Origin of the sequence: Natrinema hispanicum (assembly GCF_900111485.1) — an archaeon.
Taxonomy (GTDB): Archaea; Halobacteriota; Halobacteria; order Halobacteriales; family Natrialbaceae; genus Natrinema; species Natrinema hispanicum_A.
On the sequence record NZ_FOIC01000017.1, the window covers coordinates 32,065 to 58,938 of the forward strand.

Below are 26,874 nucleotides of genomic sequence, written 5' to 3' on the forward strand. Positions count from 1 at the left end.
CGCTCGCTCACGTGGTTCGCTCACGCGACCACCTCCCCATCTAATTCCTCACTGTCGTATTCCTCGATGGGGACGACTCCTCTCATGCGCGCGTCCTCGAGAACGACGACCCGATCGGCGACCGCTTCGATAACGTCGCGGTTGTGGAAGACGCCGACGACGGTCGTTCCGTCGTCAAGGAACTCCCGGAGTAGCTCGATCGCGGCCGCGCGTGTCTCTGGGTCGAGTGCGCTAGTCGGTTCGTCGAGCAACAGCAGACGTGGCTTGGGTGCGATGGCCTGTGCGAGGTTGATCCGCTGTCGTTCACCGCCGGAGAAGGTGGCGGGGTAGGCGTCCCACAGTTCCTCGGGCAGGTTGAGCCGCGAGAGCAGTGACTCGGCCGTCTCCCGTGCCTGGTCGATCGGAACGCCTTGCTCGCGGAGCGGTCGGGCGACGACGTCCACGGCGGGAACGCGGGGGATCTCATCCAAGAACTGGGACGTATAGCCGATGGCGTCGTCGCGCAGCGCGATGATGTCGCGTTCGGGACAGGCCGCCAGGTCGACGTCACCGTCCGCGTCGTGGAACACCACGTGGCCGGATGTCGGCTGGTAGGTCCGGTAGATGCACTTCAGCAGCGAGGACTTCCCGCTGCCGGACTCGCCGACGATGGCGAGGAACTCTCCGTCGTCGACCTCGAAGGAGACGTCGTCGAGTCCGACGACCTGCTTCTCCCCGAGGACGTGCATGTCGAAAGTCTTCGAGAGACCGTCGACGGTTAGAACTGTCATTTATATCACCGAGTTGATGAGCGTCTGCGTGTATTCGTGGTGTGGATCTTCCATGACGCGGTCGGTCAGGCCGGATTCGACGACCTGGCCGTGGCGCATCACGAGCGTCCGGTCGGCCAGCAGGCGGACGACGCCGAGGTCGTGCGAGACAACGATGGCGGCGACGCCTTCTTCGCGCTGGATCCGTCGAAACACGTCGAGGACGCGGGCCTGAACGCTCACGTCCAGTCCCGTCGTCGGTTCGTCGAGGATGACGAGTTCGGGATCGTTCGCCAGCGCGCGGGCGATCTGAACGCGTCGTTGCATCCCGCCGGAGTACGTGTGGGCCGGATCGTCCATTCGGTCGACAGGCACCTCCGTCTCGTGGAACAGGTCACGGACGCGCTCGCGGACGTCCTCGTAACTGCGCCACCCCGAGGACAGGAGTTTCTCGGCGACGTTGCCGCCGCCGGTGAACTCGAGGTTCAGCCCGTCGCGGATGTGCTGGTGGACGAGGCCGATCTCGCCGTTGCGGAGTTCGTGGCGCGTCTGGTAGTCAGCCTCCAGCAGGTTCCCGTCGTGACCTGCCAGGTTGACCGCCCCCTCCTGTCGACCCTCGCCTTCTGGCTCGAGTGCCAGCATCTCGGCGAGACTCGACTTGCCGCTGCCGGATTCGCCAACGATCCCGAGCACTTCGCCGGCCTCGAGGTCGAGGTCGACGTCGGCGCAGGCGACGACGCTCCCGCAGGCCGGACACTGGTTCGTCCCCGCACGGTCGCCGGTGCGGTCCCGACAGACCGAACAGCCCTCGCCGTAGACCTTGCTCAGGCCGGTCGCCTCGAGCAGGCTCATTCGTCGTCACCTCCGTCAGTCGCACCGGTATCTGGCGTGCCCGGCCCCCAGTCCACGCCGGACCGCTCGAGGTGGTGGTCCTTCGGGAGCGCGGGATCGTCCTGCCGCTTTAGACAGAAGCTCGTGTCGTTACAGGCGTAGTAGCGCTCGCCATCGTCGGTCTCGACCTCCGTGAGGTAGGTGTCGGTCGAGCCGCAGGCAGCACAAGACTGGTCGGGGAACCGTTCAATCTGGAAGGACCGATCTTCGAACGCGAGCGGTTCGACCCCGGTGTGTGGCGGAACGGCGTAGATGCGCGCCTCGCGTCCCGCCGCGAACACGAAGAGGGTGTCCGCGTCGTCGAGTTTGGGCACGTCCCACCGCGGGATCGGCGAAGGATCCATCAGATAGCGGCCGCCGACCATCGTTGGGTAGCGCGAGGCGATGTTGATCTCACCCCATTCGACGACGTTCTCGTAGAGGTGGACCCACATCTTCCCGTAGTTGCGGTGAGCGTGTCGTCGCCGGTTCGCCGCGTCCGAGGAGTCCACCTTACGGAGCGCGTCGGTGACGGGCACCTGCAAGACGAGGATCTGCTCCTCGGTCAGCACTTCTTCGGGGATTCGGTGGCGGGTCTGGATCACGTCGGCCTCGGTGGTGTCGGTGGTGGTCGCCACCTCGGCGGTGTCCTCGGCCAATCGTCGGATGTTGGCCGCGTTGACGGACTCGTCGGAGCCCTGGTCGATGACCTTGAACGTGTCCTCAGGGCCGAGCAGCGAGAGCGACGCCTGGATACCGCCGGTCCCCCAGCCACGCGCCAGCGGCATCGGCCGGGACGCGTAGGGGACCTGATGGCCCGGGATCGCGATGGCCTTCAGGGTGGCGCGCCTGACCTCGCGCTTAGTGTGTTCGTCCAGATAGGCGTAGTTGTAGCCCTCGAGGCCGTCCCCCTCGAGGTTCTCGAGGGCGGCCTCGACGGAGTCGGTCGGTACCGCCGTCTCCACGTCGATGTCGTCGGTTTCAGTCATCGTCACTCGCCTCGATCGTCTCTCGATCAGTTGGTTCGTTCTCGCCCGATTCCGTGCTGTCGTCGGCTGTACTACGCTTGGCGTCGTCGTCGCCCGTGGCCCCTGCACCTTGTCGCTCGCGAATGGCACGGATGCGATCCAGAATCGACTGGAACGTGACGTAGTGGGGAAGTTTGAGGTGTTCGATGAAACCGAACGAATCCATCCCGTCGACCACGTCGAGGACGAACTCGGCGTTCTCGGCGGGCTCGTCCTCGCTGTCGAGCTGGATGGAGGCGTCGAGGATGGTCATCGCGATGACCTTTCGCTCGTTGCGGCCGAACGTCAGTCCGTAGCCGAAGGCGAACTGCGGGTCGTCACGCTTTGCATACACCGGGACGACCGCTTCGCTCTCGCTGACGTCGACATCGGCGACGGTTACCTCGTCACCCGTGTAGGGGTGTTCGATGGTCAGCGGCAGTTTTCCGACGCGGACCTCCGCCAGCGTCGGGTGCACCTGCCCGTATCCCCGCAGTGCCGAGTAGCCGAGGGCGGTCACCGCGCCCGTCTCCCCGCGTGCGAGTTCCTGGAGTACGGCATCGCGGTCGACCGGCGGCGTGACCGGCTCTCGAGTCGTATCGGTCGGGGCGTCGACGTCCGGTACCTCGGGGTCGTGAACCAGCCCCTCCTCGCGGAGGACGTCCATGACGTTAGTGAGCGTCGTTGGTTCGGCGTCCTCGAGGTCCCACGTCTCGGTTGGATCGTCGGGGTCGTCCTCTCCTTCAAGATCGAAGTCGAGTAACCGCTGCGTGTAGTCTTTGGTCGGCCCGAGGATCTGACCGCCGGGGACGTCCTTGAACGCGGGCGAAACGCGCCGGGTAGCAAACATCTCGGCAGGCTCGACCGGAACCGACTCGTCCCACCGCTCCAGCGTCGACCGGTACGCACGCAAGAGGAAGGCCGCCTCGACGGTATCCCCCTGTGCCTGCTTGACTGCGAGTGCAGCCAACCGCGGTGCGTACAGCCCACCTTCGCTCATCGCTTGCGCGGTGAGCCGCTCGAGTTGTCCCTCGAGTTGATCGACGGTGATGGTGTCTTCGTCACCGGCGAGGCGCTGTTTCTCGAACAGGTCTTCGGCTCGCTCGATGATCTCTTCGCCGGCCGTGACGGCGACGTAGCCCATTCAGCGATCACCTCCGTTGTCGTTCTCGCTCGACTCGGGGCCGTCGGCGACGCGCAGAGTGACCGATCGCGGGAGTGCGGCGACGCGATCGTCGCTCGCGAAGACGGCGTCGACGCCGCGTGGGTAGTCTGCTTGGGCGTCCGCGAGCGCGGACAGTTCCGCTGCGGGCAGCCCGACGCCGAACGTGGTGGTCCCGTTAACGCCGGGTCCGGAAACGGTGACGTCCGTCAGCCCATCCTTGGGGGTCTCCGACAGTCCCTCGACGCGGTAGATGACGGTCGCACCCTCGCTCGGTTCGACAAGCGATCCGCGCTCGAGGTCGCGAACGTCCCACGACGGCGTCCCGTCCGCATGGACGATATCGGCCGCTGTCGGATCGGCCGCTGAGTACCGTCCCTGTCCGGCCAGTGCTGTTGTTAGCTCCTCGTCGCTCGAGTGAAACGTCACCTCGTGATCGACCAGGGTGGCGGTGATGGCGTAGTCCGCGGGCGTGGTCTGAACCCGAGAGACCGTTCCCGGTCGACTCATGACATCACACAGCTCACGGAACGTCTGACGCGTCCCGTGAACAGGGTCGATGTCGAGCGCTCTCACAGGTCGTCCTCCATGGTTTCGAACTCGACGGCGGTGTGAGTGCTCTCCGCCCACGCACGCTCACGTTCTGTCTGCTGGTTCTCGGCGACACCGCGAAGTCGCGTCGTGATGTCGTCGGCCAGCCGGTGTCCGCCGGCGACGGCAGCGTCGACGATCGCCCCCGACAGGGCGGCCCGTTCGTTCTTGCCGGGGACCATCGCAAATCCGCGGTCCTCGTCCAGTTCAACTTCAGCGGGCGTCACGACGACTTCCCCGAGATTGAACGGCCGTTTTTCGACGGGCTCGACGACACGTTGCATCACGAGCTGTGGGGTCGGTTCCTGCAGGACGGACAGCGGTGGGTCGTCCGCCAGCACTTCGTTCGCCAACTTGGTGAGCACGTCACCGTCGCACGCGGCGATGAGCTCGAACCGATCCGAACGATCGTGTGGATTTTCCATGCAATCATCCGGGGAGAGTCACAACACCAGTGTAAGACTTCGCTGGGTACTCTCTATTCTTGCTTTCCAGTGGCGGACTCTCCCCCGGACCGTGCGTTGGCGTCCGGACTGCTATTGATCGATATGTACCGATCCGAACTCACAGCGTTCGATCGGGGACGTAGTTTCCCATCACTGCACCGGCTACAGCCCCTCCGGACTTTACTCAGCCAAGGGTTATTCTATCCCGTTGCCAGCTACTCGATGATGTCAGACGAGCCGACTGCTGACGCATCCAACGTACAGGACGGGACAGGGCGTACAACAACCGAGCGGCTGAGCCGCCGTCGCTTCGCGATCGGCAGCGCAGCTAGTGTCGCCACCCTCTCCGGCCTCGCAGGATGTATTGGCTCTGCCGCCAAGGGAGAGACGGTTACCATTCTTCTGACGCCCGAGAACCCATCGGATATCCGGAACGACTACATGCCGATGAAAAACTATCTCGAGGGCGAGATCGACGGTCTCACCATCGAGTACAAGGTTCCACAGGATTATTCGGCGATTCGACCGGCGCTCAAGAGCGAGCAGGCCGAAATCGGCATGGACGACATTACGCTGATTTCCGCGCCCGATATGATGGACGTCTTCGGGACGGCAGTGACGGGCGGGACCGCGTGGTACTTCTCGATGATGCTGACGAACAGGGGTTCGGGGATCGAAAAGCGAACCGATCTGAAAGATAAGACGGTCGCCTTCGCCGACAAGCTCTCAACGAGTGGCTCGATCTTTGCCGTCTACACGCTGAAACAGGCCGGCCTCGACGTCGGCGACGCACCGCAGGGCGATCCGGTCGACTTCGACGGGACGTGGTCGAACCACAAGTTCGCCGTCGAGAAACTCGCAAACGAGGAGGCTGACGCCTGCTGTACGTGGGGCGGCAACGGCATGCCCCACGTCGAAAAGAAAGACGTCCCAGAGGACGTCAGACCGAAGACGGCCTATCTCGGCGACACTGCCACCGAAGAACCCCTATTCAAACCGATCTGGTGGTCGTTCCCGATCCCGAAACAGCCAATCTACTCCCGACAGAGCTGGGAGTCGGACATGAAAGGGAAGATCGAACAGGCGCTTCACGACTCCACCGGGGAGCTGATGAAAGAGTACCAGCCCGACGACTACGACGCCACGCTGCCGTTTACGACACTCAGAGACACCTCGATTGAGGACTACCAGCCGGTCATCAAGCGCCTCAACAACCTCGGCGTCGAACTCGGATAACACGCCAGCGAATTACTCTCAGCATTCCTTTACAATGAGCACACTCACCGTAGAGAACGTAACAAAGACGTACGGAGACGTGACCGCGCTGGAAGACGTGTCCTTCGAGATCGAAGATGAGTTCGTCGTGCTACTTGGCGAATCCGGTGCCGGAAAGTCCACGCTGTTGCGCTGTATCAACGGCCTAACCGAGCCGACAACGGGGACCGTCACTCTCGACGGCGAACCGCTTGCGGGCTCGCGCCCCTCCGTCGGAATGATCTTCCAACAGCACAACCTCGTCGAGGGCGTCTCCGCGTACCTCAACGCGCTCACCGGCTCGCTCGAGCGGACCTCGCTGCTCGAGAGCATCTTCCAGTGGCACGACCGGGCGGACAAGCGCCGGGCGCTCGAGGCCCTCGAAACCGTCGGGCTCCTCGACGAGGCCCACCAGCGCGTCTCCCAGATGAGCGGCGGCCAGCAACAGCGCGTCGGCATCGCTCGAGCACTCGTCCAGGACCCCTCGCTCGTGCTCGCTGACGAACCGGTTGCGAGCCTCGATCCGGGGAGCGCCGAGGACGTGATGGGCTACCTGAAGAAGGCCGCGACCGTCCACGAAGTGACGGCACTCGTGAGCCTCCATCAGGTCAACATCGCCGCCCACTTCGGCGAGCGCTTCATCGGACTGCGTGACGGCCAACTCCTCTTCGACGTCCAGCAGGGCGAACTTACGCCTGCGTTGATCGACGAGCTGTACGGCGACGTCGAGACGGTCGGCCTCGCCGAGTATCTCGCACGCGACAGCGACGAACCACCCACCCAACAGCGACGGAGGGTGGAGGCGTGAGCTCGGAGTCCTCGTCGCGGGGCGATCGGCTCCGTGAGTACCTCGGCCTCGCCGATGTCGGTGAGACGTCCGTCGACCGGAAACTGACGGACCTCAAGCGCCGAAAGACGGTTCGTCGGTTCTGGACCGCGCTCGGCATCGTTGCTGTCGCCTTGCTCCTCAACTTCAGTCTCCGCACAGTCGGGTTCTCGCTGGTCGAACTGATCACGCAGTTCCCCTTTTTCCTCGATGCGCTCCCCGAGTACTTCCCGCCGACGACGTACTACGGGCTCCCCTTCCTCGACGTGATGCAGTACTGGTCTTTCATCATCGAGCAGAACCTCCTCCTCTCGCTGGAGGGGGGCCGCTGGCTCGCCGGTGACATCAACATCGTCTGGGGAGCGACGTTCGTCACCCTGGCCATCGCGTTCGCAGGCACGGTGCTTGGGCTTCCCGGGGCACTGCTGTTCGGCGTCATGGCGAGCGAGCGCGTCGTTCCGTATCCGTTCAACTTCCTCTTCCGGGCTACGATGAGCCTCATCCGGGCGATTCCCGCGCTGGTGTGGGTGCTCATTCTGATTCCGCTCGGCGGCGTCTCGCCGTTTACCGCGACGCTTGCGATCATCATCGACACGACGGGCTATCTCGGTCGCCTGTTCACCGACGAACTCGAGGAGATCGCGGACGGCCCCATCGAGGGCATCCGTAGCACGGGCGCGAACAAGCCACAGGTCGTCTCGTTCGGTATGCTGAGCCAGGTCTTCCGGCAGTTCATCGCCTGGATCGCCTTCGACCTCGAGCACAACGTCCGGGTCGCAATCAGCCTCGGCCTCATCGGCGCTGGCGGCCTCGGGCTGGAACTCGACATCCAGCGCAAGACGTTCAACTACACGGAGATGATGGCCTGTATCATCCTGATCGTCCTGCTCGCCGGCTCCGTCGAACTGCTCAGCCAGCGCGTTCGATCCTACCTCCGCGGCGAAGACGAGGTCGAGAAAACCGGCGTCCTCGAGGCGTTTTTCACCTCCCCACGGAAGATCATCGAATCCGCCGCCGGTCGGCGCAGGTAATCGCCCGTCCGCTACCACCCAATCCATGACACGCACGACAACGACGAAGCTCGCATCACGCGCACGCACGCAACGAACTCGTATTACTCGTCACTCCCAGCTCAGGCTCCGGTCCCGACGACCCGGCAACACACACGTGGAGGCGACGACATGACGTACATCGACTCACACGGTGGTGATCGAGTGAAATCGCTCTCGCCCGAGCCGACGATCCACGATCCGGTACAGATAACCGAGAGTACGCTCGGCGAGTGGACCGAGATCCGCCCGCACTCACGGCTGCACGCCGCCGAAATCGGCGACTACACGTACCTGATGGAACGCGTCCAGCTCGATTACACGACCATCGGCAAGTTCGGCAACATCGCTTCCGACGTTCGCCTCGGCCCGCCGAACCACCCCATCGACCGCCCGACGGCCCACCACTTCACCTATCGGGCAGCGATGTACGACATGGGCGAGGACGACGACACGATCTTCGAGTGGCGAGCCGACCAGCCCGTCGAGATCGGTCACGACGTCTGGATCGGACACAGCGCGACGGTACTCCCGGGGTCCACCATCGGCAACGGTGCGGTCGTCGCTGCCGGTGCGGTCGTCGTCGACGACGTGCCACCGTACAGTATCGTCGCTGGGGTTCCGGCCAAACCGGTCCGTCGGCGGTTCCCCGAAGACGTCGCCGCGCGACTCGAGGCCACCGAGTGGTGGCACTGGGACCACGAGACGCTTGCCGACCGTCTCGCGGACTTTCGCGACCTCGAGTCGTTCCTCTCGGCGTACGCGCCTGAGACGGCGGAGCCATCACGACTCGATTGAGGACGTCCAGAGACGGACGGTTGTCGTCGCAGCTCCTTACTCACGTATCGAGCGTATTTCCTGCGTCTGTGCACCGACACCGAGAGAGCCGTTTCTGTCTCCTGCGTTCGCGATCGAGGGGCCTCGATTCCAGACGCGTTCTGTCAGCAACCCGTTGTGCCGAAGTCCGGCCCAAGTACGGCTCGAGTGGGAATAGCCGCCGGCAGTTAGGACTGTCGAACCGATTGCCTCCGGACGAGCCAGTAGACGACGCTGAGGAGTCCGGCGAGGAGCCCGACTTCGGCGAGACGGCGACCACGCTTGCGTTCCGTGGGCGACGATTCCTGTTCGCGTTTCGTAAGTGGCGATTCACGCGCTTGCTCTGTGGGCGGCGACTCACGTTTATATTCCATGGCAACACGGTCGTCGGTCTGTGGTGTGTCGGCCGCGACCCGCTGTTCGGCGAGTGCGGCGAAGTCGGTAGCGAACGCTTCGACCTCGTCCCAGTCGGTGTACTCGTAATCCCGTGACGTATCCGTATCGCCAGTCGTTACCGCCGAAAAGAGCTTGAAGAAGAGCCGCGTGAAGGGACCGTATCGCGTGTATTTGACCGCGCCAGCGAAGAGCCCGACGCGGTCGGGCTGCCATCCAGTTCGTTCGATGAGGGCATCGACCCACTCTTGGGCCCCGTCTCGAGCCCAGTTGGAGGGAATAGCCGAAGCAAAGGACAGCTGGAAGAACGCGGTTGGCTTCGCCGCGAGCGCCTCGCGGTTTCGGTCGACGAACGCAACGACTGCCCGTAGATGTTTTCGATTGATGACCGGCGAGCCGATGAGCACTGCATCGACATCATCGACGATCGAATCCGACGTCTCTGTCACGTATCGCGTTGTGACGTCGTGGCCGCGGTCGGTGAGCACGGTTCCGATGTACTCAGCGACCGTCGCCGTCTGTCCCTCGTCGGTTCCGTACACTATGAGAAACGATACCATCCGGAATCACGACTTCGCTACGACCTCGATGGTCGTAGTTCTGTGGGGGCGTTCAGATCATAACATGGTCGGGCTGGACGCCGGAGTGTAAGCGGACGGCGATTTCGGCGGCGTGCACCCAGTAGTAGATCGCCCGCTCGAGCGCCCGGGTCACCGTCACCAAGTAGCCGTACATCTCCGGATCGTACGCCGTCACCAGTTCGAACAGTTCGTCGAGGTCGCGGTGGACAGTCTCTTCTTGCGCGATGAGATCGTCGTGGGCCGCAAGGTCACACTCGAAGAGGATCGCTGTGAGATAATCGTTGATCTGCTCGCCCGCATCGAAGATATCGCAGACACGCTCTTCGATCACGCCGGTGGTTGCTACCTCCTGGTTGTCGATGACGTCAGTAATGAAGCAGGCCCGATCGCCGACGATCTCTAAGTTCGTCGCGATCGTCGCCAGATCGGCGGCGACTCGGTTGCCGGGCCAGTCGGTCGTCAGCGTGTATGACTTGAGTTCAGAGAGGACCGCCGAGTGGCGCTCGTTCGCTAGCGACTCGAGCGTATCTGCCGGCCGTTCGGGTTCTTCGCCGACAAACGACTGACGGGCAGCCGAGTACTGCGCAGTCGTAATGTCCTCGAGTCGCGCTAACAAGTCGATCACCGTTTCTCCTCGCTTACCGGGTGCTGTCGTCCCGACCCCGGACGCATCCCGTGTGCGCTCGGAGTCTTCGGTGTCGGGGGCCACACAGTCGGCGTCGAGCGGCGAGAGTGAGTCTGCGTGTGCGTACAACGACGCATCGTCGACGACGTACGCCTTTCGGACGATGTCGTCCGCTTTCAGGTCCTGCAGCAGTTCGGAGAGATACTGCTCGGAGATACCGACGTCCGCCGCCAGCCGGGCCTTTGTCTGCGGTGCAGTCCGGTCAATAGACTCGATAACCTGTGCGATCGTCGCATCGCGACCCTGTCGGGTCGCGTCTTGCGGCCGATGCCACATTTCCCGGAACATACCTGCGAAACTCGACGGGCGGGGTTAGTCCTGTGCAATAGACTGTCCAGACGCCTATATAGCAACTGGACTGCTGTCGCGCTCTCGAGTCGAGAGCTGTCATAGCTGCAAACAGTATTGATATGTAGCCACCTATAGCAGACTAATCCATTCATATAAGCGGTAAAGGGGGAGTCATGCGGTTCGGTCAGTATGGAGACACGGAAAGTTCAGCTCTCCGGTGGAACGACGTACACCATCTCGCTCCCGAAGTCCTGGGCACAAGAACACGGGATCGAGGCCGGATCTGTGCTCTCATTGCACCCGAATCAGGACGCTTCGCTACTCGTCGAAGCGATGGGTGGCCGCACCAGTGCCGATCGCTCGACGACGATCGATGTCTCCACTGACAGCGACAACACGATCCGCCAACGGATTCGCGCTGTTCACGCAGTCGGCTACGATTCGGTGACGCTCGTGGATACGACGGGGCACCCAGATGACCGCCGGAAACTGGTCGACCGAACGCTGACGGAGCTATCGGGATTCGAACTCCTCGAGACGACCGACACCCGAATTCGACTGACGAATCTCATCGACGCCGAGAACGTCGACGTCAGGAAGAGCACGCTCCGGCTCCGACTGGTGATGCTCGCGATGCACCGGGACGCCGTGACTGCTGTCGTCGACGGGAACGAAGACTTGGCTCGACGCGTTATCGAGCGCGACAGCGAAGCCGACAAGCTGTTCGCGATGATTACACGCCACTTCCGACGCTCGCTGACTGATCTCCACGAGGTCGAGAAACTGGACTGGAGCCGGGACGAACTCTTCGAGTACTACTACGCCGCACGCCAGTTCGAACGCATCGCCGATCACGCCGAGAAAATCGCCAAGTTCGCATTCGAGCCGGCCGCGACGATTCCACCGGCGTACGCCACACGGCTCTCCGAACTCGCCACCGCCTCCCGGCAGGTCGTCGATGAGGCGGCCGACGCTATCCTCACAGATGCCAGCGTTGCGGCCGCCAACGGCGCGCTTGACAAACGCGATCGGCTGCTGGATCGACTCGAGGACTTCGACCGCGATCTCTACGATCACGACGTGCCAAACGAGGCGTACGTCCTCGGACTCCTGCTCGACAGCCTCCGCCGAACGGTTCGGTACGGTGCGAACGTCGCCGAAATAGCCCTCCAGCAGGTCACTAGACAGAACACTACAGACTGATGCGGCGGCCTCCTCGTGTGCAGTGGATATATTGTTGAAGCGATAAGGACGGCCGTTGGTTGAGTACCGGATGATATGAATTTGAGCGCATACCTCCGTCTTCAGGCAGCGGTCAAGCGGTAGGCTCAGCGAGCTACTCGCAATCGGTTGCCAGGCCGGATTTTCACCATAGCCGCTTTCATGTGGTTCACCGTAGCATGGAGTGCTACGAATACCGTGAGATGCCGACCCCGAACCACAAGGGGAAGCGGATCAGCGGTGGTTCGCACGGCGATGACATGGTATTTGATGGGGCCTGTTTGACCGGGCTACAGCCCTATACAGGGGAGGAAACGAGAGTTCCTCCGGTATGCTGCCGGTTCCCCTTGAGTGCGGGTTGGAACCTCGAATGCCATACTCGACGGAAATCCGATGGTCGGATTCCACGTCCTTCAGGGCGTGGAGGAGGTCAACCAGTGCTGCGGTCCAGTGTCCGGAGTTGCTGATCGCCATGCTGCTTGTCTCCAGTTCGATTCGACGACGGGCGAACAGCCACCACCAACGGACGGCCGATCCAGCGTCCCAGAACTGTGTGGGACGCGGTCGACTGCTCAACGGACGCGCTCTATCTGATTTTCCGTCTCGAGTTCTGCCGCGACCTCCGGGGTGAGGCCGGCGATGCTGTCGATGAGATTTATCCGGTAACTGGCCGGCCCGTTGTACTCGAGGTCAGTTGCACGCTCGCCCGCGAGCCCATAGGCGAGTGTCCCGTGGAGGGCAGCGGCCACGTTGTCTTCGAGACTGCCAGTGAAGGCCGCAAGGGTCGCCCCAAGCATACAGCCCGTCCCGACGACCGTCGAGAGCATCTCGTCACCAGCACGGAGGCGATAGAGTCGGTCGGCTCCGGCGACGATGTCTTCGGCACCCGAGGCGACGACTGCAGCACCGGTCGTCTCGGCGAGTGCCTGTGCCGACTCAGTAATGTCCTCGTATTCGCCGACGGACTCGACGCCTTTCACCTCGGCTGTCTTCCCCGCCAGATGCGTGATCTCCCCGTAATTGCCCTTGATAGCGGCAAACTCGACGTTCTCGAGTAAGCTTGTGTGGACCTCGTCTCGGGTCGGCGTCGTCCCAGCACCGACGGGGTCGAGGACGACCGGGACACCAAGGTCGTTGGCCGCCCGACCCGCGGCGTGTAACGCCTCGATGTTCGAATCGGTCATCCGGCCAGTGTTGAGCAGTACCGCACCCGCGAGTTCAGCCATCTCGGGCGCTTCGCCAGGTGCATCCGCCATCACCGGTAACGCACCCCAACTGAGAGTGACGTTCGCCAGATCATTTTTCGTTACTTCGTTTGTCAACTGCTGGACCAGCGGCTCGCGTTTACGGATCGCCGCAAGCGAGTCCGCCAGCGCCTCACCGGTACCCTCAAGGTCGTTAGTCATCGCTGCCCACCTCCCCGGAGACGTCGGCGGCCACCTCTCTTGTCGAAGTCGCCGGATCGTCGGCTGCAGTGATTTCGCTGATCATGGCGACGCCGGTCGCACCCGCTTCGAGAACCGATGGCGCGTTCGAAGCGGTGACGCCGCCGATCCCGATGACGGGAATCGAGACGGTCGCGGCGATCTCGGAGACGAGCTCGAGGCCGGTTCCGTTTTTCTCCTCGGGCACGTTTTTCTTTGAGTCCGTACCATAGATAGCGCCCACGCCGAGATAGTCCGCGCCGGCCGCTTCGGCTTCGATCGCCTCCTCGACTGTCGCGGTCGAGCAGCCGATGACGGCCTCGGGACCGAGCAGGTCGCGGGCGACTGCAACGGGAAGGTCTGACTGACCGAGGTGGACACCGTCGGCGTCGATCGCCTGTGCGATATCGACCCTGTCGTTGACGAGCAGGGCAACGCCTGCCTCAGCAGTGCGTTCACGCAACTTGCGACCGAGTTCGTAGCGCCAGCGAGCGTCGGTGTCTTTCTCTCGGAGCTGAACGACGTCGACGCCGCCGTCGATCGCGGCTTCGACCACCTCGACGGTACGCTTCCCGTTGGAAAGCGATTCCTGTGTCACCAGATACGTCTGCCAGTTCGATGTATTCATAAAAGATATTACTTGGTGGTGAAACTAAGCCGCTTCGATTCGAAGTCTCGAGCGAGCGGTCGTTCACTCCACGATCAAGTGCGTACTATCGCTTTCTCGAGATGAAATCGACTACTCCGTTGAGTCGCTTCTCGACGCCTGATCGTCTGGCAGAGACAAAGAACGATCAATCCGGTAAGAGTTGCTCTATCGAAGCTGACAGTGACTGACTGCGCGTGGATCGTTCCGTAACCGTTTGAGAAAACAATCAATAATTCGACGATATCGTTGCGCACTGTGTTCGCAAGAAGGGCGGAGACACATTCGCGGAACTCGTTGATCGGCTCGAGCTTCTGTCAGAAGTGTTCAACCGCCTGGGAATTTATCCCGAGGCGCTGTCTGAGCCACTGCGATCTGTGCCTAGAGCTTTCGGTTCCACTCCTCGGTGGTGAACGTCTCGCTAGCGCGTATCCGTGCCTCATCGATAACCGCGTTCGGGAGCGAACCGGGCTCGGCATCGAAGCGCTCGGCGAACGTGTCTTTCAGCACAGTGATGATCTCTTCCCGGCTCGCGTCGACGTAGTCACGCATGACAGCAACGCGCTTTTCTGCGGACTCGATCGCCTTGTCGGAGACTTTTTCTTCGCCGATGCGGAGCACTCGAAGCATCTCGCTCGTATCGAGTGCGTAGCTCATCGTCGTGTGATGCAAGACGGCGTCGTCTTTGCGAAGCTGTGCCGAGCCGCCGATCTTGCCGTCGGGATGAGCAATGTCGTTCAACGGCTCGTGAGAGACCTCGAGTCCACTACTCCGGAGGGCGTCGATCGCCCACTGGTCGAGTGCAGCGTAGCTGGTCTCGATGTCGTCCGGGACCGCCTCGCGTGGCAGGTACAACGAGTAGGTGATGACCGCCCCTGGTTCGACGTACATCGCCCCGCCGCCGGTGAGTCGCCGGACGACGTCGATATCGCGTTGGTCGACGTAGTCGACCGCGACTTCGTCTTCGTACGCCTGAAAACGTCCGAGCGCGACCGCAGGCGACTCGCGATACCAGAACCGCAGCGTCGGCTCGAGCTCACCCTCGTCGAGCCGCTCCGCCAGAACACCCTCGAGGGCCTGTTGAACCGGCTCGCTGTACGTTCCGTCGTCGATAATCCGGTAGGTCATTGGATCGCCTCCAGCGTTGCAGCTGCCAGATGCTCTGCGTCGAACCCAATAAGCGTCGCGTCGACCCCCTGGATCGCCTCGATGAGCGTCGCTCGAGAAACGTCTGTCGGGTGGCCCTCGAGTGCAGCCTCGAGCGCCGCATGACTCTCTGGTGGCTCGAGAAAGAAATCACCAGTAACGTTGACGTTCGTCACCCGGTCGTCGTAAGTGACCTCGACCTCGAGAAGCTTTCCATTCGGGACTTTCAGTGTCGCGCTGTCGTGCATTCGTACGAAAAACGGCTGGGAATAGTGCTACCGAGCCGAAAGACTAGAACGCGTCGTCTTCGACGGTGATATCGGCGTGCAGGTCCTCGCGAAGCGCCGCGTGTACGTGGCAGATCTCTTCGCCGAGAGCCGCCAGTTCGCTCGGATCCTCGACATCGGCTTCGACTTTCAGTGTGAACTCGATGGCCTCGAGATCGTCCTCGTCGTCGAGCGTGGCCGATGCGTCGATCTCCATCCGACCGAGATCGTCGTAGCCGGCTTTTTGCGCACCGACTCGGACGGCGGGGAGGAAACACGACGCATAGTCGGCGACGAGTACCGCAACTGGGTTCGGGCCCGTCTCTTCCATCGGATCGATGGCGAGTGCGAACTCGCCGATGACGCTCTGGGTGTCGAAACCGTCTTCACTGGTCGTCGTCAGGGAGATATCGTCCATATCTGTATTGTGTAGTATCCACCATATAGGAAAGTACCTTGTGGATCGAAGATATATAAATACGGTGGAGAAATAGGCCGACTGCAGCCCTGTACCAGCTTCCTCGATGACAGCAGATCGTCAGTGGGTGTGGACCGATTCGTCACGAGCGTCGGCGGCAGCTTCCATGATAGCCTCCGACAGCGTTGGGTGCGTGTGGACCGTCCCGGCGAGCGTCGAAAGGTCGGCATCGGCCTCGAGTGCAAGAGCGACCTCACCGATCAGTTCGGAGGCGTTCGGGGCGACGATCTGCGCGCCGAGAACGCGTTCTGTCGCCTTGTCGGCGACCACGCGAACGAATCCATCGGTCTCCTCGACGGTCAGTGCACGGCCGTTTGCCTGCAGTGGCATCTGACCGACGACCGGGTTATATCCCATCTCAGCGGCATCCTCGCGGGTCAACCCGACTGTCGCGACTTCTGGATCGGTAAACACCGCAGCTGGCATCGCTTCGTGGTCGAGGGCGGCCGGCTGACCGGCGATTGCGGCCGCGGCGACCTCGCCCTCGTAACTGGCCTTGTGTGCGAGCATCGGCTCTCCGGCGACGTCACCGACGGCGAAGACGTGGTCGCGGCTCGTTCGACCCTGCGCGTCCGTCGGCACGCACCCGTTCTCGTCGAGTTCGATTCCGATCGCCTCGAGGTTCACCGTGTCGGCAGCCGGTTCGCGGCCGGCGACGACTAACACGGCGTCGGCGGTGAGTTCGGCCGTCGTGCCGTCTTCGGCCTCCGTTGTGACGAGGACGCCGTCATCGGTCGGCTCCCAGTTGGCAGCGCGCTCACCGAATCGGAACTCGACGCCGTGCTCGACAGCCCGTTCACGAACGACACGCGAGATGTCGTCGTCGTACATCGGCAAGACGTCGTCGAACATTTCGACGACCGTGACATCCGTGCCTAACTTCGCGAAGACCGTCGACAGCTCCATGCCGATGTAGCCTGCGCCGACGACGAGCAGCCGATCGGGGGCGTCCGCGAGTTCAAGTGCATCGCTCGAGTCGAGGATTCGCTCACCGTCGGGCTCGAATTTTGGAATCTCGATGGGGCGGCTGCCGGTGGCGACGATCGCGTACTCGAATGATAGAGTCGCCTCCCCGTCGTCGGTCGAGATGCGGGCGCGGTGGTCGTCGACGAACGCCGCGTGGCCGTCCACGAGCGTGACGCCGGCTGCGCGACACAGGCTCTCGACGCCGCCAGTCAGCTGATCGACCACGCCGTCTTTCCAGTCGGTCAGCCGGTCGACGTCGACGCTGATCTCGGCGGAGATCCCCAGATGTTCCGCGCTCGTCGCTTCGTGGGCCACGTCTGCCCCGTGAATGAGCGCCTTCGACGGGATACAGCCGTCGTTGAGGCACGTGCCACCGTAGGCGTCCTTCTCGACGAGCGTGACCTCAAGCCCGAGTTGGGCGGCGCGGATGGCCGCGACGTATCCACCGGGACCGGCCCCGATGACGAGTACCTCGGTCGATGCGGGAACGCCGTCAATGGTGTCCGTGGACGCTTCTGCCGGTCCCGTTGACTCGGTACCCTCGTCGATGCGGGTGACAGCCGGGGTTACGTCCTCAGAATCCGACTCGTTCGCGTCGGTTTCCTCGTCCGGCGTCTCGAGTCGCGTTACAGCCGGAGTGTGGTCATCGGCGTCCGCGTCAGCGGAGGTGTCGCCTGCATCTTTGCCGTCGGTATCGAAGCGCAGGACGACTTCGCCGACGGAGACGGTATCGCCGGGGTCAGCGACGACTTCGGTAACGGTGCCATCAACCGGTGCCGACACCTCGATGACGGACTTGTCGGTTTCGACTTCGGCGACGAGATCGCCTTCGGTAACGACGTCACCCGGTTCGACGTGACAGGCGACGAATGTCCCCTCATCCGCGCCGTTTCCAAGCTCCGGGAGCTCGAACTCGTAGGTCATCAATCCTGACTCAGTTCTCATGTCTAATATTGGCTTTGATCTGCAATACTATTGGTGGGTCGGTAGCATGTGATGCTGTCTCATCTGGCCGGAGATACGAAGACGTAGCGGCAAAAAGAGCCAATCGATTCAAACACAGTAGTGGATATCTAATCCGACATCAAACAATACCATCCAACTGAACTGTCGAGAGTATCGGACCATCTCCGGTCTCAATTTGATTCGGCATCTACTGTAACGACGGACTGTTCTTGCTGTTTGAGGAGAGGGCGACGTATGTGATTTAGACGGTGGTGCCGAAGTCTTCATAAGGACGTGGTATTTTCTCCACGTCGCGTTCGAACAGTAACGCGGATCGTCTGTTTCGTTCTCGAGCCCGCTGTAGTTCACTAGCTACAACTCATTTCACCATCCGTGTTCGGTTAAGGCCTTACCTCCGTGTTGAAGGCTTGAGCCACTCGTTTGGTCAAGGTGAGGCGTGATATTTCTGGTTGGCGTGCCCCGCTCCGCATCAGTTCTGGAAGTCTTGTTGATTGGGGATACTACTGACACCTGTTGCGCCACACATCTGGTGGCTGCCCGTCTGTGTGCGTTAGCCAACCAGACAGCGACCGGCGACCTCGAACGAGCACTCGCCGAACGCGTGGAGGTTTCCGCGGTTCGACCCGAGGAAAACGAGGTCAGAGGTGACTGCTGGAGTCCCCTTACCGGCGTCTTCGTTGCGGCCCAGCTCTGCGCGACCGAGTTCCGCGCCCGTTGCAGCGTCAACGACGAACAGGTGCCCGTACATCGTATCCCGCTGGATCCAGCCCGTGGCGTAGACTGCATCACCGGAAACGACTGGCGTCGAGACGAGATCGACCTGTGGCTCGCCCTGCGGGCGCTTGCCCTCGTCGGGACCAAACCGCCACACCCGCTCGCCCGTCTCGAGACGGCGCGCCTCGAGGCCGAAAGCCGCGGCATGATAGATCAGCCCGTCAGCGACGGTGACTCCCGCATCTGACCAGCGGGGTCCGATCGACCGCTGCCAGCGAAGCGATCGGTCACCGCGGTCCAGCGCGACAAGCGTGTGCTGATCGTCGTCCTGGTGCAAGAGCGGCACGAGCAGCAGGTCGTTGACCACGGTCGGGGTCCCGGTGATAGTCCCCTCCCAGCGCCAGCGTTCCTCGCCAGTCGCCAGATCGAGCGCGACGAGCGCGTCGTGAGAGAACGGAACGTAGACTACGTCGTTGGTGCCGGCCAGTTGCCACATGCTTGTCCGCTCGGGGAAGGGCACGCTCCAGCGTTCCTCGCCGGTCGCGGGATCGATGCCGTAGATTGTTTCGTCTTGGTGGTCGTCGACGACTGTGCTGTACGTCCCCGTCACGACGACATTGTCGGTCACGACGGGCGTGACGGCATCGGGCAATTGCTGGCCACGAGAGAGATTGTCGAAAGTCCACTGGACCTCTCCGTCGGTGGTGAGCATCGTCACGCCGGGCTTGGTCTGAAGGATTATCCGGTCGCCGTCGACGACCGTCGAATCCGAGTGGTAGAAGTAGTGGAACTCGTCGGTCCGGAAGAGTTCGGTTGTCCACCGGGAGTCGCCGGTCGCCGCGTCGAACGCCTCGATCCACGCCCCGCCGCGTTCGTCACTTCGCGACTCCTGTGAGTAGGCAAAGTAGAGCACACCGTTGTCGACAACCGGAGAGGGATCGACCCCGCCGCTACGCAATCGCTCCCGGTACCAGACTGTGTGGAGGTCCGTCGTCGGACCCTCTGTGGTCGAGTACCCGGTGTGGGAATTATACGCTGAACAGGCGCAATACCATGGCCTTCAGGCCGTGGATACGCGCCGTCACTTAGTAACACGTTCCACCGACAACTGCAGAGCCCGAGTTTCCAATCCGTACTCTCAAGTGAGAGGAATCCGTACAAAGTGGCAAGGTCAGGTCGGAACGGAGCGGATTCCGAACAACCTTCGGAGGCGGTCTACCCGCCAACCCAATGAGACAGTATTCGAAACGCCGACGTGGTGAACGCGAATCCTCGAAGGGTTCGTCCCTGTGCCCGTCAGCCTGAGCAAGCCCGACGATAACTCCAAGTATGTTAACGCGTCAACAACTCCCTGCTGGCAAAAACAACAGCTGGGAGTCAACGACGCTGAAGATAGGAGTAACGGCGGTTTGGCACCGTCCTCAGAAATCGAAGATTTCTGATGGGCTGCACGAGAACTCCGTTCTCGTGAACGCCTGTCAGCTACCGGCCACGATGGCTGGGTTAGACGCGAACTCCCGTGAAGTGGCGGCGTCCATGGTTGCAAACCTGAAACTCCCACCGCTCGGGATTCCTCCGCGTAAACGCGGAGGAGGATGTCAATCAGTGTTCGTCTGGGCCAAGAGCCGTCGGCGGTCGGTTTCTCGGTCGAGATGCACCCTGCGAGGGCACCGATCCCGGTGGTACACGTTGCGAGAATCGACCGGCGGGTAGAGGGCATTGGTACAAGGGTGACAAAATTGTAAAGTATAGGTTTCGGTCGTCCGTCACGATTGTTGTCGAAGACGAGGTCCCACCCGCCAGTATGGCCTTGTCGAAGCCGGATAACACGGTCCTCAATCCTCGAGATGTCCGACGCAGCGCACGCCGTAACTACAGATGCGGATTGATCGTTTGCTGTTCCACGAACTTTCCTAAAATCATCCGACATTCATATATGTGTATAAATCAATGCGTGAATAATGCCCGCTATATCCCTGTTAGGTATTGTATTATTTGTTCTCCAAACTGGTGTTGGATACCATCTCTATCGTTCACTTTCTAGTAGTGGAAACGGCTCTGGGATGCTAATTGGGGCTATGGTCACAGGTGTGGGGATCGCATCCCTGTTTATATTTGGTATAATTCCGACTCTTGTGCTTGATTTCGTGCTTTTATTGATATCTGCGTTAGTATCTCGTCAATCAAACAACATTACGTCCTGAATTGACCCTTGTCTCATGACTTCCGCGATGCATGAGGCCTCTGTACTTATCAAATTAGGATGCCCGCACAGTAGGTGTGACGCCCGTTCTATAACACCCCAGCTAGCCGTCTCAATGCATACGATTCTCGAATCGCTTCGTAGTCAATAGTGATTTCTCCTTCGGTGTTTTCGTAGCTTTCACTCCTAACACTCTTTACAGCGGATGACGTACCCTCATTCAACGATGTCCATCGACCGAGACACCTTCGAGAACACGAGCGAAGACGAGCTCGAAGAATTCTCCGTACCTGATCAAGTCCTCGGATTTCTCGCCGCCAACCAGGACCGGGCGTTCAAGGCCCGCGAAATCGCCTCCCAGATCGGCGTCGACGAGGGCGCAGTCAGCACCGCGCTCTCACGGTTGAAGGGCCGTGGTCTGGTCGAACACAAGGCGACGTACTGGGCGGTGACTGACGACGCTGAGCGCCTCGACGGATACAGCGGGTACGAACGAGCAACGGCTCTGTTCAACGACCAACTCGGTACAGAGGACAAGGAAGCGTGGCGCGAGCACGCACCGCAGGAACCCCACCCGAGCGTCGAGGACGAACAGTGACCGACGAAGAGACACCGATTTTCGAGCGGGGCGACGTCGTCTACGGTGATGATCCATTCAAAGGCGAGGAAGACGCTCGGCCCTGGCTGATCCTCTCGAACCACGAAGGCCGTCCACGGCGACCAGTATATCGCGCTAACGTTGACGTCGAAATCCTGGATGGACGGCCTCATCGACATCCCCGAAGAGCGTTGGCTTCGTGGTGGGATGCCGGATGAGAGTCGGATCGTCCGTGGGACGTCCAATCGATAGCCGACGACGCCGAAACCGGGGATCGGCCGGGAAAAACCTTCCGAGAGCTTCAATGATGTGGTCCCGTTGAGTTCGGACACGATCGCTGCACCGAGGAGGGCGTATGGATTCAGAGGCTAATTGAAACACCTCTCGCTCACGGGCTATATTTCTATACTTTGGTGACTCTTTTGACCGCGATTGAGGTTGATAGGGAAAAAACCACAGGCACAATCACTAGACCGGAATATGGACACATCTTTCAATGATCTTGGGAGATAAATCCGACGTATTATGAGAGTGCTTAGGCGTCTCAAAATCGGATTCGGCATGGCACGCCGGAGCGGTCGCGTGCTCAGAGCTTACCCGAAACTGTTCGTGTTCCCACTCATCGGCGGGCTCTCGGGCGTCGCGTTCATCGTCACGCTGTTCGGGAGTCTGTACGTCACGGACTCGTTCCTCCAAGAGCCCGGGCTGGCAGTGTACATCGCATTGTTTGTCGCCTACCTCGTCGAAACGTTCATCGCGTCGTTTTTCACGGCGGCGCTGGTCGCGGCGACTCGAACTGTTTTCCACGGCGAAGAACCTTCGATCCGAGGAGCGCTGGCCGCCGCTTGGAAACGGAAACTGCCGCTGTTGGCCTGGTCGCTTATCGCCGCGATTGTCGGTGTAGTCATCCGAATTATCGAATCAGAGGACAACATCGTGGCACGGATCGTTGCGGGCGTCTTTGCGGTGGCGTGGAGCGTGATGACCTACTTCGTCGTTCCGGTGATCGTCTTCCGTGACCCATCGGTCACAGAGATGCTCAAAGAGAGTGCGAGTACGTTCAAAAACACATGGGGCGAGTCAATCGGTGCGATGGGCACGATCGACATCGTCACCACCCTACTGGCACTCACTGGCGTCGGGCTCGGTGCCCTCACGTTCATCGTAACCGCTGGCATGGGCACAGTCCAACTGCTGGCAACGGTGCTAATCGGTGGCTCTACGTTCATCTTTGGCCTCCTCCTCGGGAAGGCGCTCAGTGGTGTCGCAAAGACAGCACTGTTCGTCTACGCGACCGAGAGTACTGCGCCAGAGTACTTCGACGATATGGACTTCAGTGAGTTCGGTGGTGACAAGTCGTCGTCCACAGGTCGCCTCGGAGGCCGCCTTGGTGGCTCCGGCGGCGGTCAAATATAACGAGCATATCATTCCTCAAAACACCAGTTAACAATTTATGCCAAGGATCGAAACGAGTGAATTGACGAAACGATATGGCGAGACGCTCGCTGTTGATCGATTAGACTTATCGATTTCTGAAGGGAGTGTGTACGGGTTTCTGGGACCGAATGGTGCAGGAAAGACGACAACGATGCGGCTGCTTACCGGTCTCACACGACCTACGAGTGGCACCGGTTCTATCGCTGGCGTTCCTATCACGGATCGGGACGGACTGCGCCCTCATCTCGGGTATCTTCCCGAGGAACCACCACTATACGAACAAGCAACCGCATACGAACAACTCGAGTACGTCGCTGGACTCCGTGATTTACCCGAAAGGGCTACGCAAGAGCGTATCAATACGTTGCTCGACGAACTCGATCTCACAGCCGACGCTACGACGCGAATTGCGGACTATTCGAAAGGAATGCGTCAGAAAACGGCGTATATCCAGGCCGTGCTTCACGAACCGGACGTCGTGTTTCTAGATGAACCCACGTCTGGCCTTGATCCACGCGCGGCCCGCACGATTCGAGAGATGATTCTGGACCTCGCTGATTCAGGTACCACTGTCTTTCTCTCGACGCACATTCTTCCCGTCGTTGAAGAAGTCGCAGATACAGTCGGTATTCTCTCTGATGGACAACTCGTTGCTGAAGGCGATCCAGAGACACTCACACAGCGCGCAGAAACAGGCGATACACAAACGCTCGAGGACGTGTTCCTCGAACTGACGAGTACCGATCCCGCCGCAGATGTGGAGGCAACCGATGGCTGAGTTAACCTGGCCGCGACATGCTCTAAGCATCGGCGTGTTCGAGTTCCGACGGTCAGTACGCGCACTGTGGCAAGATAAAGCCCGGCTCACGTTGATGGCGTTCGGGATGGTGATTCCATCACTCTTGACGCTGGCAGTTACTATCGTGTTCGCCGATGCGATACGTAATATCGAGGAATTTGCTGTTCCAGATATGGTTCGCGGAATGGTCGCGTTGTTCTGGTTGTTCGGTGTCTATCTCATCGCTCAGCGCGTCGTCTCAGCACGACCGCGAATCAACGCCGAATCGCTGATGTTGACGACTGTCTCAGCACGAACGGTCGCATTTGGACTACTCGTCGCGGAGATGCTGCGAATCCTCGCGTACGCTGGCTTTCCAATTCTGGTACTGACTGGTGTTAGCGTGTTCCTCCTTGGCTCACCCGTAAGTCTCATCCTGCTCCCAGTAGCTGCCGTTCTCTTCGCCGCGACCGTGGTGGTTGCAGGATCGGCGGTGGGGTATGCGGTTGCGTTGCTCGTTGCGACATCGCCTTTCGTTGCCCGCCATAAGACGATACTCGGAACAGCTGCTACGCTGCTTGCAATGGGCGGGTACTTTCTCTTTCTCTATCCACAAATAAGCGGACTCAGCCAAGCGGCACTCGCATGGGTCCCAATAGGGTGGCTAGCCGATCTCGCAGTTGTGGGAACACCGTTTGTCGGGTCTTCCCTCCGAGCGGTCGGCGTAATCGCCGGAAGTGCAGCACTACTCATCGTCGGTGGACTCCTTGTCGAACGGGAGACGGCCGTGTTTTGGTTTATTGAGCCGGTGAGTCCTGATACGGAGGGAAGCGTGTCTGAGCAAACAGCTGAGAAAGAGAACCTTCGACCAGCAACCCGTGATTCCCTCGCAGCTGCCGTAACACCACTAGTTGTCCCTCGATTTGTTTCGACACCAGTCCAACGTGTTGCAGAATGGGCACTCATGCGGACGCGCCGTGATCCGAACCGGTTGATGTTTCTCCTCATCCCTGTCTTCGCCATCGGCAGTCCGCTCGTCAGTACAGCTGTTCAATCTGGATCAATTGGCGCATTAGGTGCTCCACTGACTGCAGTCGCACTCCCATGGCTTGTCGGCTCTCTGTTCGCAATGAACCCACTCGGTGATGAGGGGGCGGTACTCCCAGTAACACTCACAGCTGTATCGGGGGATCACTACGTCCGTGGTCTCATAGTGCCTGGTTTGGTCTTTGGACTCCCGATCATCCTTCTTGTGACGGGTCTTGCTGGACTCGTTTCACCATACACGATCGGTGAGCAACTCGGTCTGGTCATCCTCAGCGGCTATCTTACGGTCGTTGCTGTCACCATCTCTCCGGCGATCGGAATGGCATTCCCCCGGTTTAGTGCAATTAGCGTCGGTCAGAGTCGAGATGTCCTTCCACCACGAATGACTGCTGTTGCCGTTCACGCAGTACTCGTACTGCTCCCAGGTGCGTTGCTGGCTGCCCTACTAGTTGCACCACGAGTCGCACGAACTGTCCTTGCTGGCGTATTCGGCTTCGTTCCAACAATCGTATTAGAGTTGCTCAACAGTTCTCCTGACGGTATCGGTATACTATCCACGGCTGCTGGCGCGTTTCGTGCTGTTGGAGAGAATATTCTGGCTATTGGACTTGATCAATTGCAGATCATCGGCGGAGGGGCAACGTTGATCGGTGGGATTCTCTGTTCATATATACTGTATCAGAATGCTGTACACCGATTTAACCGATATGTCCCTCTTTGAGTCCATTCCCACGTTAAGTAGCGTGTCATAGAATCATTCACAGCCAGTCAGTTGGGCCGCGAACTGGACAGAGGATTTATAAGTTTGATTTGAAAAGGAGTACTAATGGAAGAGATTAGTTTAGAACATCCATTGATTTTCACAGGAGTTGTCGTGGTAGTTTGGATTCTTCTCTGGATAGGTATTGAGGTTATTCTCTTCAATGACGACGTAACTGGAGCTGTGATTACGGGGACGGCATCTGGTCTTGCTTTCGCACTTCTCTATATTGTACTTCGGCGGCAAACCGAAAAGTGAGACAGTATACTCTTCACCTGTGTTGGCCGCTTTTCTTATCCATGAGAACCTTTCTATGACACACTAACGTTAAGGGGAAAGTTTCCGAAGACGGCGAACAATGATTGAACGAAATGCCCGTCGAAGGTCCTTCCTACTCGCTTTGTGTTTGGACTTCTGGTTAGGGGTCTCGTCTACAGGCGGAGTAGGCCAAGTGTCTCGGGGATTATGACCCCGAGGCGGTTCACCGTATTTCCATTCGTGCGAAAGTTCGATATCCGAATCCGAGCGGCAGGAGGAGCCAAGCTGCGAGGATCGGAAATCCGACCCACTCCTGAAGGTAGAACGCGTCCGACGCCGGATACGCCGTGATTGCGTCGAATTCAGGGATTATCGCCTGTGTCGCGTATTCCATTGCTGCCGTCGGGTTGAGCACGTAGACCAATATGACCCAGTCTGGGGGACCGGATTCTGGCGGTACCCATCCGACCGTCACCGTCTGTAGAACGGCTGTGACGGCGTCCCATCCCAACTGAAAAAGGACATAGAGGCCCGTTGCACCGGCAAGTGCCGTAGGCTGGGAGTTCACCGTTGACGAGAAGCCGATCCCGATGGCGACGTAGACCAATCCGTAAAAGACCGTCATCACGGTGTAAAGTACGAACTCAACGGCTGCGAACGACTCGTAAGTCAGCAATGCGATGACGGCGACGACTAAAAAGGCGGTGAGTATCGCCACGGCCAAGACGATGCTCCTTCCGATGAACTTCCCGAATACTATGTCACGTCGCGAGTTCGGCAAACCGAGCGCGAGTTTGATGCTTCCACTCTCGCGCTCACCCACGATTGAGTTGTACGCGATACCCAATCCAAGCAGCGGCACGAAGAAGGCCATTGGTTGGCCCATGCTGTTCATTGACATCCTCCTCCGCGTAAACGCGGAGGAATCCCGAGCGGTAGGAGTTTCAGGTTCGCAGTCCAGTCACCGGACTACCAGTCCTTTCGGGCACGGGTAGCCCCACACATCGAACTGGTGGACTGGTGGCGGTGCCAAACCGCCGTTACCCCTATCCTCGACCGTGTTTGGCGTCCCGGTGTTGTTTTTGCCAGCGGGACGCCGGCAGGTGTCAGCAGAGTCGGAGGTATCGTGGTACTCGCTTTGAACAGTCAGCACAGACACACTCTTCTGGAATGTGCGTTCACCGACTGCCTTTTCGGATATTGCCTCGTTTCGTGGGCGGACAGGCCGCCTCCGAAGGACGGTTCG

Annotated in this window: 26 protein-coding genes and 3 pseudogenes; 11 read left to right on the forward strand and 18 right to left on the reverse strand. The window is 60.4% G+C overall.

Going from position 1 to position 26,874, the window contains the following annotated elements; translation table 11 throughout:
• Positions 1 to 20: 20 nt before the first annotated feature.
• Genes BSG09_RS14280 through phnG form a run of 6 tightly spaced genes read right to left on the reverse strand, consistent with a single transcriptional unit; the run spans position 21 to position 4,804 of the window.
• On the reverse strand, positions 21 to 770 hold the full coding sequence (locus BSG09_RS14280; protein WP_092934264.1) for a phosphonate C-P lyase system protein PhnL: 750 nt from the start codon (positions 768 to 770) through the stop codon (positions 21 to 23).
• The gene (locus BSG09_RS14285) at positions 771 to 1,601 is read right to left on the reverse strand and encodes an ATP-binding cassette domain-containing protein (protein ID WP_092934266.1); all 831 of its coding nucleotides are present in this window, start codon (positions 1,599 to 1,601) and stop codon (positions 771 to 773) included. It lies immediately after the preceding gene.
• The gene (locus BSG09_RS14290) at positions 1,598 to 2,608 is read right to left on the reverse strand and encodes an alpha-D-ribose 1-methylphosphonate 5-phosphate C-P-lyase PhnJ (protein ID WP_092934268.1); all 1,011 of its coding nucleotides are present in this window, start codon (positions 2,606 to 2,608) and stop codon (positions 1,598 to 1,600) included. Before BSG09_RS14290 ends, BSG09_RS14285 begins: the two co-directional genes overlap by 4 nt.
• A complete protein-coding gene (locus BSG09_RS14295) occupies positions 2,601 to 3,770 on the reverse strand; it encodes a carbon-phosphorus lyase complex subunit PhnI (RefSeq protein ID WP_092934270.1) in 1,170 nt (389 codons plus the stop codon). The genes BSG09_RS14290 and BSG09_RS14295 overlap by 8 nt, the downstream gene beginning before the upstream one ends.
• On the reverse strand, positions 3,771 to 4,364 hold the full coding sequence (gene phnH / locus BSG09_RS14300) for a phosphonate C-P lyase system protein PhnH (RefSeq protein WP_092934272.1): 594 nt from the start codon (positions 4,362 to 4,364) through the stop codon (positions 3,771 to 3,773).
• Positions 4,361 to 4,804, reverse strand: coding sequence for a phosphonate C-P lyase system protein PhnG (gene phnG / locus BSG09_RS14305; RefSeq protein WP_092934274.1), 444 nt, complete (start codon positions 4,802 to 4,804; stop codon positions 4,361 to 4,363). The genes phnH and phnG overlap by 4 nt, the downstream gene beginning before the upstream one ends.
• 246 nt (positions 4,805 to 5,050) lie before the next feature.
• On the opposite strand from phnG, the gene BSG09_RS14310 reads away from it, so the two are divergent.
• The 4 genes from BSG09_RS14310 (at position 5,051) to BSG09_RS14325 (ending at position 8,752) form a co-directional block, all read left to right on the forward strand.
• On the forward strand, positions 5,051 to 6,061 hold the full coding sequence (locus BSG09_RS14310; protein WP_092934276.1) for a PhnD/SsuA/transferrin family substrate-binding protein: 1,011 nt from the start codon (positions 5,051 to 5,053) through the stop codon (positions 6,059 to 6,061).
• A gap of 34 nt (positions 6,062 to 6,095) precedes the next feature.
• Complete coding sequence (locus BSG09_RS14315) at positions 6,096 to 6,887, forward strand: phosphonate ABC transporter ATP-binding protein (protein WP_092934278.1); 792 nt, start codon at positions 6,096 to 6,098, stop codon at positions 6,885 to 6,887.
• Positions 6,884 to 7,936: a phosphonate ABC transporter, permease protein PhnE gene (phnE, locus tag BSG09_RS14320; protein WP_092934280.1), complete on the forward strand. Its 1,053-nt coding sequence runs from the start codon at positions 6,884 to 6,886 to the stop codon at positions 7,934 to 7,936. Before BSG09_RS14315 ends, phnE begins: the two co-directional genes overlap by 4 nt.
• Before the next feature lie 150 nt (positions 7,937 to 8,086).
• Complete coding sequence (locus tag BSG09_RS14325) at positions 8,087 to 8,752, forward strand: LbetaH domain-containing protein (RefSeq protein WP_092934282.1); 666 nt, start codon at positions 8,087 to 8,089, stop codon at positions 8,750 to 8,752.
• A gap of 206 nt (positions 8,753 to 8,958) precedes the next feature.
• Here the strand turns inward: BSG09_RS14325 and BSG09_RS14330 are convergent, their stop codons facing one another.
• Positions 8,959 to 9,705, reverse strand: a complete 747-nt coding sequence (locus BSG09_RS14330) for a flavodoxin domain-containing protein (protein WP_254799185.1) — start codon at positions 9,703 to 9,705, stop codon at positions 8,959 to 8,961.
• Between the two features lie 70 nt (positions 9,706 to 9,775).
• Positions 9,776 to 10,717 (reverse strand): PhoU family transcriptional regulator, encoded by a 942-nt coding sequence (locus BSG09_RS14335; RefSeq protein ID WP_092934286.1) that lies wholly within the window; start codon positions 10,715 to 10,717, stop codon positions 9,776 to 9,778.
• 192 nt (positions 10,718 to 10,909) lie between these two features.
• Here BSG09_RS14335 and BSG09_RS14340 point away from each other — a divergent pair, with 192 nt between their 5' ends.
• A complete protein-coding gene (locus tag BSG09_RS14340; RefSeq protein ID WP_092934288.1) occupies positions 10,910 to 11,923 on the forward strand; it encodes a phosphate uptake regulator PhoU in 1,014 nt (337 codons plus the stop codon).
• 590 nt (positions 11,924 to 12,513) lie between these two features.
• On the opposite strand, the gene thiM is transcribed toward BSG09_RS14340, so the two are convergent.
• The 8 genes and pseudogenes from thiM to BSG09_RS14375 all read right to left on the reverse strand — a co-directional run bounded on the left by thiM (position 12,514) and on the right by BSG09_RS14375 (position 19,505).
• Positions 12,514 to 13,347 (reverse strand): hydroxyethylthiazole kinase, encoded by an 834-nt coding sequence (gene thiM, locus BSG09_RS14345; RefSeq protein ID WP_092934290.1) that lies wholly within the window; start codon positions 13,345 to 13,347, stop codon positions 12,514 to 12,516.
• Positions 13,340 to 13,993, reverse strand: coding sequence for a thiamine phosphate synthase (thiE, locus tag BSG09_RS14350; protein WP_092934292.1), 654 nt, complete (start codon positions 13,991 to 13,993; stop codon positions 13,340 to 13,342). The genes thiM and thiE overlap by 8 nt, the downstream gene beginning before the upstream one ends.
• Positions 13,994 to 14,392: 399 nt before the next feature.
• Positions 14,393 to 15,139, reverse strand: coding sequence for a lipoate--protein ligase family protein (locus BSG09_RS14355; protein ID WP_092934294.1), 747 nt, complete (start codon positions 15,137 to 15,139; stop codon positions 14,393 to 14,395).
• Positions 15,136 to 15,405 carry a hypothetical protein gene (locus tag BSG09_RS14360; RefSeq protein WP_092934296.1) on the reverse strand — a complete coding sequence of 90 codons (270 nt, stop codon included), beginning with the start codon at positions 15,403 to 15,405 and terminating at the stop codon, positions 15,136 to 15,138. The genes BSG09_RS14355 and BSG09_RS14360 overlap by 4 nt, the downstream gene beginning before the upstream one ends.
• Positions 15,406 to 15,448: 43 nt before the next feature.
• Entirely contained in the window at positions 15,449 to 15,841 is a 393-nt protein-coding gene (locus tag BSG09_RS14365) for an OsmC family protein (RefSeq protein WP_092934297.1), read from the reverse strand.
• A gap of 120 nt (positions 15,842 to 15,961) precedes the next feature.
• Entirely contained in the window at positions 15,962 to 17,365 is a 1,404-nt protein-coding gene (gene lpdA, locus BSG09_RS14370) for a dihydrolipoyl dehydrogenase (protein WP_223174761.1), read from the reverse strand.
• A gap of 213 nt (positions 17,366 to 17,578) precedes the next feature.
• Positions 17,579 to 17,812 (reverse strand): annotated as a pseudogene (locus BSG09_RS21740) (biotin/lipoyl-containing protein); the annotation flags it as partial.
• A 571-nt stretch (positions 17,813 to 18,383) separates the two neighbouring features.
• Entirely contained in the window at positions 18,384 to 19,505 is a 1,122-nt protein-coding gene (locus tag BSG09_RS14375) for an outer membrane protein assembly factor BamB family protein (RefSeq protein ID WP_092934301.1), read from the reverse strand.
• A 1,471-nt stretch (positions 19,506 to 20,976) separates the two neighbouring features.
• Here BSG09_RS14375 and BSG09_RS14380 point away from each other — a divergent pair.
• The gene (locus BSG09_RS14380) at positions 20,977 to 21,348 is read left to right on the forward strand and encodes a MarR family transcriptional regulator (protein WP_092934303.1); all 372 of its coding nucleotides are present in this window, start codon (positions 20,977 to 20,979) and stop codon (positions 21,346 to 21,348) included.
• Positions 21,345 to 21,599 (forward strand): annotated as a pseudogene (locus BSG09_RS21745) (type II toxin-antitoxin system PemK/MazF family toxin); the annotation flags it as partial. The gene BSG09_RS14380 and the pseudogene BSG09_RS21745, both read left to right, overlap by 4 nt.
• Here BSG09_RS21745 and BSG09_RS21670 read toward each other — a convergent pair.
• A pseudogene (locus BSG09_RS21670) lies at positions 21,591 to 21,713 on the reverse strand (QacE family quaternary ammonium compound efflux SMR transporter); the annotation flags it as partial. The pseudogenes BSG09_RS21745 and BSG09_RS21670 sit on opposite strands and share 9 nt — an antisense overlap.
• A gap of 160 nt (positions 21,714 to 21,873) precedes the next feature.
• Here BSG09_RS21670 and BSG09_RS14395 point away from each other — a divergent pair.
• The 4 genes from BSG09_RS14395 to BSG09_RS20230 all read left to right on the forward strand — a co-directional run bounded on the left by BSG09_RS14395 (position 21,874) and on the right by BSG09_RS20230 (position 25,628).
• Complete coding sequence (locus tag BSG09_RS14395; protein WP_092934305.1) at positions 21,874 to 22,764, forward strand: DUF6159 family protein; 891 nt, start codon at positions 21,874 to 21,876, stop codon at positions 22,762 to 22,764.
• Positions 22,765 to 22,801: 37 nt separating this feature from the next.
• A complete protein-coding gene (locus BSG09_RS14400; protein WP_092934307.1) occupies positions 22,802 to 23,563 on the forward strand; it encodes an ABC transporter ATP-binding protein in 762 nt (253 codons plus the stop codon).
• The gene (locus tag BSG09_RS14405) at positions 23,556 to 25,331 is read left to right on the forward strand and encodes a hypothetical protein (protein WP_092934309.1); all 1,776 of its coding nucleotides are present in this window, start codon (positions 23,556 to 23,558) and stop codon (positions 25,329 to 25,331) included. The genes BSG09_RS14400 and BSG09_RS14405 overlap by 8 nt, the downstream gene beginning before the upstream one ends.
• Positions 25,332 to 25,436: 105 nt before the next feature.
• The gene (locus BSG09_RS20230) at positions 25,437 to 25,628 is read left to right on the forward strand and encodes a hypothetical protein (RefSeq protein ID WP_139246222.1); all 192 of its coding nucleotides are present in this window, start codon (positions 25,437 to 25,439) and stop codon (positions 25,626 to 25,628) included.
• A gap of 223 nt (positions 25,629 to 25,851) precedes the next feature.
• Here BSG09_RS20230 and BSG09_RS14410 read toward each other — a convergent pair whose 3' ends face one another.
• On the reverse strand, positions 25,852 to 26,523 hold the full coding sequence (locus tag BSG09_RS14410; RefSeq protein ID WP_217650127.1) for an ABC transporter permease subunit: 672 nt from the start codon (positions 26,521 to 26,523) through the stop codon (positions 25,852 to 25,854).
• Between the last annotated feature and the right edge of the window lie 351 nt (positions 26,524 to 26,874).

Excerpts from the sequence above, each read along its gene's own strand:
- BSG09_RS14395 (WP_092934305.1), top strand. The coding sequence starts at position 21,874 with ATGAGAGTGCTTAGGCGTCTCAAAATCGGATTCGGCATGGCACGCCGG.
- BSG09_RS14285 (WP_092934266.1), bottom strand. The coding sequence starts at position 1,601 with ATGAGCCTGCTCGAGGCGACCGGCCTGAGCAAGGTCTACGGCGAGGGC.
- BSG09_RS14295 (WP_092934270.1), bottom strand. The coding sequence starts at position 3,770 with ATGGGCTACGTCGCCGTCACGGCCGGCGAAGAGATCATCGAGCGAGCC.
- BSG09_RS14310 (WP_092934276.1), top strand. The coding sequence starts at position 5,051 with ATGTCAGACGAGCCGACTGCTGACGCATCCAACGTACAGGACGGGACA.
- BSG09_RS14335 (WP_092934286.1), bottom strand. The coding sequence starts at position 10,717 with ATGTTCCGGGAAATGTGGCATCGGCCGCAAGACGCGACCCGACAGGGT.
- BSG09_RS14325 (WP_092934282.1), top strand. The coding sequence starts at position 8,087 with ATGACGTACATCGACTCACACGGTGGTGATCGAGTGAAATCGCTCTCG.
- BSG09_RS14290 (WP_092934268.1), bottom strand. The coding sequence starts at position 2,608 with ATGACTGAAACCGACGACATCGACGTGGAGACGGCGGTACCGACCGAC.
- BSG09_RS14355 (WP_092934294.1), bottom strand. The coding sequence starts at position 15,139 with ATGACCTACCGGATTATCGACGACGGAACGTACAGCGAGCCGGTTCAA.
- phnG (WP_092934274.1), bottom strand. The coding sequence starts at position 4,804 with ATGGAAAATCCACACGATCGTTCGGATCGGTTCGAGCTCATCGCCGCG.
- BSG09_RS14400 (WP_092934307.1), top strand. The coding sequence starts at position 22,802 with ATGCCAAGGATCGAAACGAGTGAATTGACGAAACGATATGGCGAGACG.
- BSG09_RS14365 (WP_092934297.1), bottom strand. The coding sequence starts at position 15,841 with ATGGACGATATCTCCCTGACGACGACCAGTGAAGACGGTTTCGACACC.
- BSG09_RS14360 (WP_092934296.1), bottom strand. The coding sequence starts at position 15,405 with ATGCACGACAGCGCGACACTGAAAGTCCCGAATGGAAAGCTTCTCGAG.
- BSG09_RS14410 (WP_217650127.1), bottom strand. The coding sequence starts at position 26,523 with ATGAACAGCATGGGCCAACCAATGGCCTTCTTCGTGCCGCTGCTTGGA.
- BSG09_RS14340 (WP_092934288.1), top strand. The coding sequence starts at position 10,910 with ATGGAGACACGGAAAGTTCAGCTCTCCGGTGGAACGACGTACACCATC.
- BSG09_RS14280 (WP_092934264.1), bottom strand. The coding sequence starts at position 770 with ATGACAGTTCTAACCGTCGACGGTCTCTCGAAGACTTTCGACATGCAC.
- BSG09_RS14380 (WP_092934303.1), top strand. The coding sequence starts at position 20,977 with ATGTCCATCGACCGAGACACCTTCGAGAACACGAGCGAAGACGAGCTC.
- thiM (WP_092934290.1), bottom strand. The coding sequence starts at position 13,347 with ATGACTAACGACCTTGAGGGTACCGGTGAGGCGCTGGCGGACTCGCTT.
- BSG09_RS14315 (WP_092934278.1), top strand. The coding sequence starts at position 6,096 with ATGAGCACACTCACCGTAGAGAACGTAACAAAGACGTACGGAGACGTG.
- BSG09_RS14405 (WP_092934309.1), top strand. The coding sequence starts at position 23,556 with ATGGCTGAGTTAACCTGGCCGCGACATGCTCTAAGCATCGGCGTGTTC.
- BSG09_RS20230 (WP_139246222.1), top strand. The coding sequence starts at position 25,437 with ATGGAAGAGATTAGTTTAGAACATCCATTGATTTTCACAGGAGTTGTC.
- thiE (WP_092934292.1), bottom strand. The coding sequence starts at position 13,993 with ATGAATACATCGAACTGGCAGACGTATCTGGTGACACAGGAATCGCTT.